The organism is Streptomyces boncukensis (assembly GCF_011045075.1).
Classification (GTDB): domain Bacteria; phylum Actinomycetota; class Actinomycetes; order Streptomycetales; family Streptomycetaceae; genus Streptomyces; species Streptomyces boncukensis.
Window position 1 is genome coordinate 1 of the sequence record NZ_JAAKZZ010000272.1, and the last position, 10,079, is coordinate 10,079.

A 10,079-nucleotide genomic window follows, 5' to 3' on the forward strand; every position below is an offset into this window, starting at 1 on the left:
GCGCTGGGGGTTCGTGGGTCCGGGGGGCCGCCGGCTTCCGCTCCAGCCCCCGGCACAACGCCCTCGCCGCCGTCCTCCTCGTCGAAGAAGACGGGGCCGGTCTCCTCCGCGCGCGGGGACGGGGCGCCGGACGGCGCCGTCGGGGTGTGCGCGGGCCCGGCCGCCGAGGCGGAGGACGCGACGGCGGGCGGCTCCGGCATCGGTTCGCCCTCGCGGGGCTCCGGGCGGCTGGTGCCCGGCACCCACGCGGAGCCGTTCCAGTAGCGGATATATCCGGGGATGGACGGATCCGGGTAATACCCCGAACGGGGTACATCGCCACTGGCACCGGAAGGCCCCACTGCCCCCAACTCCCCTCACGTACGAGTCTGCTGCGCTGGTGGCCGGACGGGGCTGCCCGTCGGCCCAAGGAGGACAGTAACGAAGAAGGCGGCGACAGGCGGAGCGAGACCGCGCGGTTGACCGCGTTCGAGCGACCCCGCGGCGTGGGCCCGCGCCGCGCTGGGTGGCCGGAATTCGTCGCCGAAAGCCGTGTAAGAAACCCTGACCTCCGCCCTCTCTCCAGTGCAGCGCCGCGGCAGCGGCACGGGCACAACCGGAAGGGGCACCCCTGATGCACACCGTCGTCGAACGTGAGCTGGAGATGAAGCTCGTGCTCTCCCCGGAGCGGAGTGCGGCCGTCCCCGTGCGGCTCTGCTACCGCTCGGACGACCCCTTCGCCGTCCACGTCGTCTTCCACATCGGCTCCGCCTCCCCCGTCCACTGGACCTTCTCCCGCGAACTGCTGGTGGAGGGGGTGTTCCGGCCGTGCGGACAGGGGGACGTCCGGGTGTGGCCGACCAAGGTCGGTTCCCGCGACGTGATCTGCATGGCGCTGACCTCGCCGGACGGGGACGCGCTGCTGGAGGCACCGTCGCTGCCGGTGTCGGCCTGGCTGGAGCGGACACTGCGCGTCGTGCCGCCGGGCCGGGAGCGGGAGGCGCTGGAGATCGACGAAGGGCTGAGCGCGCTGCTGCGCTCGGCCACGCCGACCCCGGGGGACGAGCTGTACCTCGCGGACCCGTGGCAGAACGATGAGGGCCGCGAGAGCGGAACGTAGCGGAAGGCCAGCAACCGCCCAGCGGGTTACCGGAATTGGTCCGTCAGAGAGAGGAAACCCGACATCATTCCGCCTATGCCACAGGACGACGAGGAGCATGTGCCCGCTGTGCGGGAGGCGGGCCTGCGCGTGGAGCACCGCCTCCGCGACCTCGCGGAACGTCTCGACCCGGCCTCCTTCGAGCTGCTGCTGAAGGTGATGAGCGGGGTGAACGCCGCGTTCGCCCGCCGCAGCGCGCCCATCGACATCGAGCTCACCGACCAGGAGCGGGAGCTCTACACTCCCGCTCTCCAGCGGGAGGTGGCGGCGCTGCTGGAGCTGGCCCGGGTGCCCCCGGACCGGGTCCGGACGGGAGGTGCGGAGGGCCCGGCTGCCGCTCCGGTCAGCGAGCTGCCCCGGCGGCCCGGCTCCTCCTGGCCGTACGCTCCCTGAAGGCGAGCGCAGTCACGGCGCCCGCCAGCATCAGCCCGACGCCGGTGAGCAGCGCGGTGTCGGCACCGTGTGCGAGCGCGTCCGCGGAGTCGGCCCCGGGCGCCGAGGTGGCGACGACGATGGTGAGGGAGAGCCCCATGGACGAGCCGATGTAGCGCGCGGTGTTGTTCGCGCCGGACCCCATGGACGCCCGGTCGGCGGGCACGCTCTCCACGGCGAGCCGGGGCAGCGCGGCGTTGAGCAGTCCGCTGCCGACGCCCGCGACGAGGAAGCCGGGGACGGTGCGCGCCCAGGAGCCCGCCTGCATGGCGCCCAGCATCGAGAGCGCCCCCACGGCCGACAGCGCGAAGCCGAGGGCGAGTTGGTGCCGGGCCGTGAACTGCGGGGGCAGCCGCTTGGCCTGCAGCGCCACCAGCAGCGCCGTGCCCGACCAGAGGCAGAACAGCCAGGCGGTGCCGAGTTCGGGCATCCCGATGGTCTGGTGGAGCAGCGCGGGGAAGTAGCTGAACAGCCCGATCACGCCGAGCCCGACGAACAGCGCGCCGCTGGTGGCCCCGAGGAACTCCGGGCGCCGGAAGAGCGCGAGGTCGAGCATGGGCGCCGAGCTGCGGCGCTCCGCCACGACGAAGGCGGCGAGCAGCACGGCCGCCGCACCGGCGAGACCGCCGACGGCGGGCCGCAGCCAGCCGTCCCTGCCGACGGTGAGCGCGGCGAGCAGCGCGGTCAGCGCCAGCCCGAGCAGCGCCGCGCCGAGCAGGTCGGGCTTTCCGGGGCGCGGGGCGCGGGACTCGGGCAGGGTGCGGGCGGCTATGGCGGTGAGGACGAGCGCGGCGGCGGCGTAGAGCACGTAGCAGACCCGCCAGTCGAGGGTGCCGAGTCCGGCGGCGGCGACGGGGCCCGCTGCGATGCCGCCGCTGAGGGCGGCGCCCCAGACGCCCATGGCGCGCACCCGGTGGCGCCCGGCGGGGAACGCCTGCGCGATGAGGCCCAGGCTGCTGGCGATGACGGCCGCGCTGGCGAAGCCCTGGGCGATCCGGGCGAGGGTGAAGATGAGGGTGGAGGGGGCCGCGGCGCCCAGCGCGACGGTGACGGCGAGCCCGGCGGTGCCGGTGACGAAGGCGCGCTTGCGCCCGTAGTCGTCGGCGAGGCTGCCGGAGACCAGCAGCAGCGCGGCGAGGCCGAGCGGGGTGGCGTTCATCAGCCACGCCTGGCCCGAGACGCCGGTGCCGAAGGAGGCGGTCATGCCGGGAAGGGTGAGCATCGGCGCGGTGTAGTTCATCAGGGCGACGAGCGTCACCAGGGCCACGGTGGCGAGCACGGCACGGGCGCCGCGTACGGGCGCTCCGGGCACTCCGTCCGCTCCGTCCGCTTCGGGGGCCGCGGGGCGCCGCGGCGCCCGTGAGGTCCGGAACCCGGGCAGGGTCTCCACGACAGACTCCTAGATTCGGTGAATGAACCAATAGTGGATTCGGTGAATGAACCAACAGGGACGCGACCCTAGCACCGCTGGTTCGGTGAATGAACCATGGAGGGGTAAGCTGGCCGTATGGCACTGAAAAAGGGCTATGCGGCGCAGCACTGCTCGCTCGCCCGGACGCTGGAGCTGGTCGGCGAGCGCTGGACGATGCTGGTGGTCCGCGACGCCTTCTACGGGGTGCGCCGCTTCAGCGACTTCCAGGCCCACCTCGACGTGCCCCGCGCGGTGCTCTCCGCCCGGCTGGGGACGCTGACCGAGGCCGGGATCCTGGAGAAGCGGCGCTACGAACAGGCGCCGCCGCGCGACGAGTACGTGCTCACGGAGCGCGGCCGCCAGCTGTGGCCCGCGCTCTACGCGCTGCTGGCCTGGGGCGAGGCGCACGCCTCCGGCTCCCGCCCGGTGCGGCGGTACTTTCTGCACCAGGCGTGCGGCTGCCGGCTGGACCCGGCCGGCGGGTGCCCGGAGTGCGGCCTGGGCACGGTGCCGCCCGGCGACATCGAGGTGCACCCGGGCCCCGGCGCGGACCACCCCGACCGGCAGGACCCGGTCAGCCGGGCCATGCTGCGCCCGCACCGGCTGCTGGAGCCGCTGGACACGGTACCCACGGGGAGCGGCGCGGCCGAGCAGCAGCGCAACAGCCGCTGACGGCCGGGCCGGGCCGTCAGCGGCTGTTGCGCTGGTCGGAGCCGAAGAAGAAGCCGAAGGCCGCCGAGGCGAGTGCGACGACGGGCGTGAACAGCGTGCTGACCTCGCGGAAGTCCGCCTCGGTGAACTTGGTCCAGCGCTGCAGGATCAGCGCGAGGATCGGCAGCACCGCGACGACCGCGACCAGCCAGAACAGCCGGATGGCGAGCGCCCTTCGGGTCTGGTGGATGTGCATCTCGGGCGTCGAGTAGACCTGGCCCTGGCTGGGCGGTTCGTCCTCGCGGAGCTCGCCGGACACGACGTACGCCGGCCCCGCCGAGGACCCCTGGATCACCCCGTCCTCCGCGGGGCCCTCACTCACGGCTCCCCCCGCAGTCGGGGGCGCACGGGGACGCGTCGGTGTCCCGGAGCCGCGCGACCGGCCCGCTCCCCGGCACCTCGTTCTCGAACAGCGGGCCCGGGACGGCGCGGCCGGACGCCGGGGCCTCGGCGTAGGGGCGCACGACCGCGTCCGGGGCGCGCAGCCGCGGGCACACGGCCTCGGCGTCCGACCGGAGGCAGGGGCAGGACGCCGGAACGTGTCCCTGCTGATGGTGGGGCCGCGGGTCCTGCGAAGTCGACACTCCCGTCACCCCCTCTCCGTAACTTCCGTCTGTCTGGGGACGGTTGGCCAGCCCTCTCAGTTCCCGTCACTCTACGAAATCGCAAGGCTACCATGGCGCCCCGCGCGCGCTCCGTACGGACGGCGCATTCGAAGCACACCTGTTACACACAGGATCCACATCGAGTGCATCTCTTTGGTTGACAGAGCCCGCATTGCCCTCCAAGCTTGGTAGGGACACAGAGAGCGGCGCCGGGGGAATCGTCCGGGCCTGCGCGCCCATTGCTTGATACGGAGGAGTCCTCATGTCCGAGATGAACAGAGCTGTTGCGCATCCGCAGCAGGACGGTCAGGACAGGCCCGGCCCCACGACGCGACTGAGTGTCAACATCGGCGAGGCGACGGCGCAGGTGCTGCAGAAGCACAAGGCCCGCGGCATCTCGATCACCGAAACGGTGCGGCGGGCGTGTGCGGTCTATGACCTGATCGAGAGCGAAGCGGCCAAAGGAAGCAAGATCCAGATCGTGGACCGGGACGGCACGACGCGCGAGTTGCTGCTGATCCCCTGACTGCGCGGCAGCAGCGCGGGATCAGCACCCCGGGTCAGGGCCGTCAGAAGACCTTGCCCGGGTTCAGGATGCCCAGCGGGTCGAAGGCGGCCTTGACGCTGCGCTGTATCTCCAGTCCCACCGGCCCCAGTTCCCGGGCCAGCCACTCCCGCTTGAGCACGCCCACCCCGTGCTCTCCCGTGATGGTGCCGCCCAGCCGCAGGCCGAGTTCCATGATCTCGTCGAAGGACGCGCGCGCCCGGTGCGCCTCGTCCTCGTCCCGTGCGTCGAAGCAGACGGTGGGGTGGGTGTTGCCGTCGCCCGCGTGGGCGCAGACGCCGATGGTGAGCCGGTGCCGCTCCGCGATGGCGGCCGTGCCCTCCAGCAGCGCCGCGAGCGCGCTGCGCGGCACGCACACATCGTCGATCATCGTCGTACCGCGGACCGCCTCCAGCGCGACCAGCGCCGCGCGCCGGCCCTGGAGCAGCAGCTCCGACTCGGCGGGGGTGTCGGCGGGGACGACCGCGCTCGCGCCCGCCTCCTCGCACAGCGCGCCGACGGCCGCGAGCGGGCCGCTGGGCTCCGGGGTGTCGAACGCGGCGAGCAGCAGCGCCTCGGTGGACTCCGGCAGCCCCATCTTGGTGAGCGCGTTGACCGCGCGGAGCGTCGTACGGTCCATCAGCTCCAGCAGCGAGGGGGTGTGCCCGGCCTCCATGATCCGGCACACGGCCTCGCAGGCGGCCTTCGCCGAGGGGAACTCGGCGGCGAGCGCGAGCTGCCGGGGCGGCTCGGCGCGCAGCGCGAGCGTGGCGCCGACGACGACGCCGAGGCAGCCCTCCGAGCCGACGAACAGCCGGGTGAGGTCGAGCCCGGCGACGCCCTTCGCCGTGCGGCGGCCGGTGCGCAGCAGCCGCCCGTCGGCGAGCACCACGTCCAGCCCGAGCACGTACTCGGCGGTGACCCCGTACTTCACACAGCACAGGCCGCCGGAGGCGGTGCCGATGTTCCCGCCGAGCGTGCACTCCTCCCAACTGGAGGGATCCGGCGGGTAGGAGAGACCGTGCGCCGCGACCTGGCGGGAGAGGTCGGCGTTGACGACGCCGGGCTCGACGACCGCGATCCGGTCCACCGGACTGATCTCCAGGACGCGGTTCATCCGGGTGAGCGAGAGCAGGACGCAGCCGTCGGTGGCGTTCGCCCCGCCGGACAGCCCGGTGCGGGCGCCCTGCGGGACGACCGGGGTCCGCAGGGCCGTCGCCGTGCGCATGACGTGCTGGACCTCTTCGGTGGTGCGGGGCAGCACGGCGGCGGCCGGGGTGCCGGCGGGGCAGAAGCTGGCCATGTCGTGCGCGTAGCCGCCCAGGATGTCGGGGTCGGTGACGACGGCGTCCCCGGGGAGGCCCTCCCGGAGCCGGGCGATCAGCTCACTCATGCCCTCAGGGTCCCAGCCGTTTGATCGAGGGGGAACCCGTCGGATCCCCCCTCTGACCTCTCGCCCGGCACCGGGGCTCAGGGCGTCAGCGGGCGCACCGCCTCACAGGTTGCCCCGCTTCTCCTGCTCCCGCTCGATCGCCTGGAAGAGCGCCTTGAAGTTGCCCTTGCCGAAGCCCATCGAGCCGTGCCGCTCGATCATCTCGAAGAAGACCGTCGGCCGGTCCTGGACCGGCTTGGTGAAGATCTGCAGCAGATAGCCGTCCTCGTCGCGGTCCGCGAGGATCTTCAGCTCGCGCAGCTCGTCGAGCGGGACGCGGGTGTCGCCCACCCACTCCCCCAGCGTCTCGTAGTACGAGTCGGGGACGTCCAGGAACTGGACCCCCGCGGCGCGCATCTCGCGCACCGAGGCGACGATGTCGTTGGTGGCCAGGGCGATGTGCTGGACGCCGGGGCCGCCGTAGAACTCCAGGTACTCGTCGATCTGGGACTTCTTCTTGCCGACTGCGGGCTCGTTCAGCGGGAACTTGACCTTGCGGGTGCCGTCGGCCACGACCTTGGACATCAGCGCGCTGTACTCGGTCGCGATGTCGTCCCCCACGAACTCCTTCATGTTCGTGAAGCCCATGACCTTGTTGTAGAAACCGACCCACTCGTCCATCCTGCCGAGCTCGACGTTGCCCACGCAGTGGTCGATCGCCTGGAAGTACCTTGTGGGGGACGCCCCCACGCCCCCGGCGCGCCTGTCGGGCGGCGCGACCAGCGGCTTGGCCGTCTCGAAGCCGGGCAGGTAGGGCCCGTCGTAGCCGCCGCGCTCGACCAGGGTGTGCCGGGTGACGCCGTAGGTGCCGATCGCGGCGCGCACGATGGTGCCGTGCTCGTCCGTGACCTCGTGCGGCTCCTCGATGCCGCGCGCGCCGTGCTCGACGGCGTACGCGTACGCCGCGCGCGCGTCCGGCACCTCGATGGCGAGGTCCACCACGCCGTCGCCGTGCGCGGCCACATGGTCGGCGAGGAAGCGGCCCCAGTCGCTGCTGGGCCTGACGACGGAGGTGAACACGAACCGGGCGGCGCCCGATTCGAGGACGTAGCTCGCGGTCTCGCGGCTGCCGTTCTCCGGTCCGGAGTAGGCGACCAGGCGCATGCCGAAGCCTGTGGAGTAGTAGTGCGCGGCCTGCTTGGCGTTGCCCACGGCGAAGACGACCGCGTCCATCCCCTTGACCGGGAAGGGGTCGGCCTGCCGGGCACTGTCGGGGGCGTCGGGGGTCTGGTGGGTTCCCCTCTGAGGTGCAGTAGTCATGGGGGAAGGCTCCCGCCAGTCCACAAGGTGCGCAATAGTTTGCGTAATCACTGGACATCATGTCCAGGCAATGCCCGACTCCACCGGGCGATCTGTACAAGCTGCTCACCTCCCCCCACCCCGCAGAGCGCTACGGAGAGGAATGCCATGGCCATCGACCGACTGGACGGACGGCTGCTCGAACTGCTCGCCGAGGAGCCCCGGATCGGGGTGCTGGAGGCGTCCCGGCGGCTCGGCGTGGCGCGCGGCACGGCGCAGGCCCGGCTGGACCGGCTTAAGGCGAGTGGAGTAATCCGCGGCTTCGGACCCGATGTGGATCCGGCGGCGCTCGGCTACCCGGTCACCGCGTTCGCCACGCTGGAGATCAAACAGGGGCAGGGGGCGGACGTACGGGCGCACTTGGCGACCGTCCCCGAGGTGCTGGAGCTGCACACCACGACGGGCCACGGCGACATGCTCTGCCGGCTCGTCGCGCGCTCCAACGCCGATCTCCAGCGGGTGATCGACCGGGTCGTCGGCTTTGATGGCATCGTCCGGGCCTCCACGGCCATCGTCATGGAGAACCCGGTGCCGCTGCGCATCGTCCCGCTGGTGCGGCAGGCGGCATCGGGCGACGCTCCGGGGGAGCACCCCGGGCCCACCGAGCGACGGAAGGGGACCGAGTGAACTTCTGGGAATACCTCGGCAACCGGCACGCCCAGTTGCTGGCGGACTCGTTCCAGCACGCCAGCGCCGTCTTCCAGTGCATGGTGGCGGCCACCGTGATCGGCATCCTGCTCGGCGTCCTCACCTACCGCAGCGAGTGGGCGGGCAACCTCGCCACCACGGCCACCGCGAGCATTCTGACCATCCCCTCGCTGGCCATGATCGGCCTGCTGATCCCGATCGCGGGCCTCGGGGTGGCGCCGACGGTGATCGCGCTGACGCTGTACGGGCTGCTGCCGATCGTCCGCAACGCCATCGTGGGGCTGCGGGGCGTCGACCCCGCGCTGGTGGACGCGGCGCGCGGGATCGGCATGTCCCGGCTGGGCCGGCTGCTGCGGGTCGAGCTGCCGCTGGCCTGGCCGCCGATCCTCACCGGGATCCGGGTCGCCACGCAGATGCTGATGGGCATCGCCGCCATCGCCGCGTTCGCCTCGGGCCCGGGGCTGGGCAACCTGATCTTCCGGGGCGTCGCCTCCCTCGGCAGCGCCAACGCGCTCAACCAGGTGCTCGCGGGCACCCTCGGCATCGTCATCCTCGCGCTGCTGTTCGACGCCGGGTATGTGCTGATCGGCCGGCTGACCATTTCGAGGGGGATCCGTGCCTGAGACCTCCGCCGCACCCGCGACGCCCGGTGCGTCCGGTGCCCCCATCCAGCTGGAGAGCCTGACCAAGCGCTATCCGGGCGCCTCCGAGCCCGCCGTGGACAACGTGAGCATGGAGATCGCGGCGGGCGAGACGGTGATCCTCGTCGGCCCCTCCGGCGGCGGCAAGACCACCCTGCTCAAGATGATCAACCGGCTGATCGAGCCGACCTCGGGCCGGATACGCATCGGCGACGAGGACGTTACCGACATGGACGCGGTCAAGCTGCGCCGCAAGATCGGGTATGCCATCCAGGCGTCTGGGCTCTTCCCGCATATGACCGTCGCCCAGAACATCGCACTGGTGCCGAAGATGGTCGGCTGGTCCAAGGCCCGCACCCGGGCGCGCGTCGAGGAGATGCTGGACCTGGTCGGGCTGGAGCCGGGCGAGTTCCAGGGCCGCTATCCGCGCCAGCTCTCCGGCGGCCAGCAGCAGCGGGTGGGCGTGGCACGGGCGCTGGCGGCCGACCCGCCGGTGCTGCTGATGGACGAGCCGTTCGGCGCCGTCGACCCGATCACCCGCGACCATCTGCAGGACGAGCTGATCCGGCTGCAGCACGAGCTGCGCAAGACGATCGTCTTCGTCACCCACGACTTCGACGAGGCCATCAAGATCGGCGACCGGATCGCGGTGCTGCGGGAGCGCTCGCACATCGCGCAGTTCGACACCCCCGAGGCCATCCTCACCAACCCCACCGACGACTTCGTCTCCGGCTTCGTCGGCGCGGGCGCCGCGCTCAAGCGGCTCAACCTCACCCGGGTGCGGGACGTGGCCATCGTCGACTTCCCCACCGTCACCATGGAGCAGCCGCTGCGGGACATCTTCGAACTGCTCGGATCCGGTACGGCCGCGCACGTCAACGAGGTGCTGCTGCTGGACCGGCACCGGCGCCCGTACAAGTGGCTGCGGCGCGGCGACCTGATGCGCGCCAAGGGCTCCCTGGCGCGGGCCGGAACGCTGGTGAACGACACGGTCACCCGGGACGCCACGCTGCGCGACGCGCTGGAGGCGGTGCTCACCGACAACGCGGGCCGCGTCGCGGTGACCGGCAAGCGCGGCGAGTACACCGGCGTCGTGGACATGGAGACGCTGATGAACTCCGTGCACGAACTCCTCGACGAGGACCGGATGGAGGCCGTCGAGCACCAGCACCGGCTGGAGGAGCAGCAGGAGGCGTCGCAGGAGCGGGGGGACGGGCC

13 protein-coding genes are annotated in these 10,079 nt (G+C 72.1%); 7 read left to right on the forward strand and 6 right to left on the reverse strand.

Annotated features, from left to right (window positions below; genetic code table 11):
- The coding region (locus G5C65_RS23050; protein WP_165300824.1) for a DUF2510 domain-containing protein at nt 1–341 on the reverse strand (341 nt) is incomplete at its 3' end.
- A gap of 272 nt (nt 342–613) precedes the next feature.
- Between G5C65_RS23050 and G5C65_RS23055 the strand changes: the two genes are divergently transcribed.
- Complete coding sequence (locus tag G5C65_RS23055; protein ID WP_165300825.1) at nt 614–1,099, forward strand: SsgA family sporulation/cell division regulator; 486 nt, start codon at nt 614–616, stop codon at nt 1,097–1,099.
- Between the two features lie 75 nt (nt 1,100–1,174).
- Nucleotides 1,175–1,531, forward strand: coding sequence for a hypothetical protein (locus tag G5C65_RS23060; RefSeq protein ID WP_165300826.1), 357 nt, complete (start codon nt 1,175–1,177; stop codon nt 1,529–1,531).
- Here G5C65_RS23060 and G5C65_RS23065 read toward each other — a convergent pair.
- Complete coding sequence (locus tag G5C65_RS23065; protein WP_420903351.1) at nt 1,482–2,960, reverse strand: MFS transporter; 1,479 nt, start codon at nt 2,958–2,960, stop codon at nt 1,482–1,484. The genes G5C65_RS23060 and G5C65_RS23065 overlap by 50 nt on opposite strands.
- Nucleotides 2,961–3,077: 117 nt before the next feature.
- Here G5C65_RS23065 and G5C65_RS23070 point away from each other — a divergent pair, with 117 nt between their 5' ends.
- Complete coding sequence (locus G5C65_RS23070) at nt 3,078–3,653, forward strand: winged helix-turn-helix transcriptional regulator (protein WP_165300827.1); 576 nt, start codon at nt 3,078–3,080, stop codon at nt 3,651–3,653.
- Nucleotides 3,654–3,669: 16 nt separating this feature from the next.
- On the opposite strand, the gene G5C65_RS23075 is transcribed toward G5C65_RS23070, so the two are convergent.
- Together G5C65_RS23075 and G5C65_RS23080 are read right to left on the reverse strand one after the other, a co-directional pair.
- Entirely contained in the window at nt 3,670–4,014 is a 345-nt protein-coding gene (locus G5C65_RS23075; RefSeq protein ID WP_165300828.1) for a hypothetical protein, read from the reverse strand.
- A complete protein-coding gene (locus G5C65_RS23080) occupies nt 4,007–4,276 on the reverse strand; it encodes a hypothetical protein (protein ID WP_165300829.1) in 270 nt (89 codons plus the stop codon). The genes G5C65_RS23075 and G5C65_RS23080 overlap by 8 nt, the downstream gene beginning before the upstream one ends.
- Nucleotides 4,277–4,559: 283 nt before the next feature.
- Between G5C65_RS23080 and G5C65_RS23085 the strand changes: the two genes are divergently transcribed.
- Nucleotides 4,560–4,823, forward strand: a complete 264-nt coding sequence (locus tag G5C65_RS23085) for a hypothetical protein (RefSeq protein ID WP_206442169.1) — start codon at nt 4,560–4,562, stop codon at nt 4,821–4,823.
- Between the two features lie 43 nt (nt 4,824–4,866).
- On the opposite strand, the gene G5C65_RS23090 is transcribed toward G5C65_RS23085, so the two are convergent.
- Complete coding sequence (locus G5C65_RS23090; protein WP_165300830.1) at nt 4,867–6,234, reverse strand: FAD-binding oxidoreductase; 1,368 nt, start codon at nt 6,232–6,234, stop codon at nt 4,867–4,869.
- 102 nt (nt 6,235–6,336) lie between these two features.
- Nucleotides 6,337–7,533: a 4-hydroxyphenylpyruvate dioxygenase gene (hppD, locus tag G5C65_RS23095; protein ID WP_165300831.1), complete on the reverse strand. Its 1,197-nt coding sequence runs from the start codon at nt 7,531–7,533 to the stop codon at nt 6,337–6,339.
- 147 nt (nt 7,534–7,680) lie between these two features.
- Between hppD and G5C65_RS23100 the strand changes: the two genes are divergently transcribed.
- The 3 genes from G5C65_RS23100 to G5C65_RS23110 form a co-directional block, all read left to right on the forward strand.
- Entirely contained in the window at nt 7,681–8,199 is a 519-nt protein-coding gene (locus G5C65_RS23100) for an Lrp/AsnC family transcriptional regulator (protein WP_165300832.1), read from the forward strand.
- On the forward strand, nt 8,196–8,843 hold the full coding sequence (locus tag G5C65_RS23105) for an ABC transporter permease subunit (protein WP_165300833.1): 648 nt from the start codon (nt 8,196–8,198) through the stop codon (nt 8,841–8,843). The genes G5C65_RS23100 and G5C65_RS23105 overlap by 4 nt, the downstream gene beginning before the upstream one ends.
- The coding region (locus G5C65_RS23110) for a betaine/proline/choline family ABC transporter ATP-binding protein (RefSeq protein ID WP_165300834.1) at nt 8,836–10,079 on the forward strand (1,244 nt) is incomplete at its 3' end. The genes G5C65_RS23105 and G5C65_RS23110, both read left to right, overlap by 8 nt.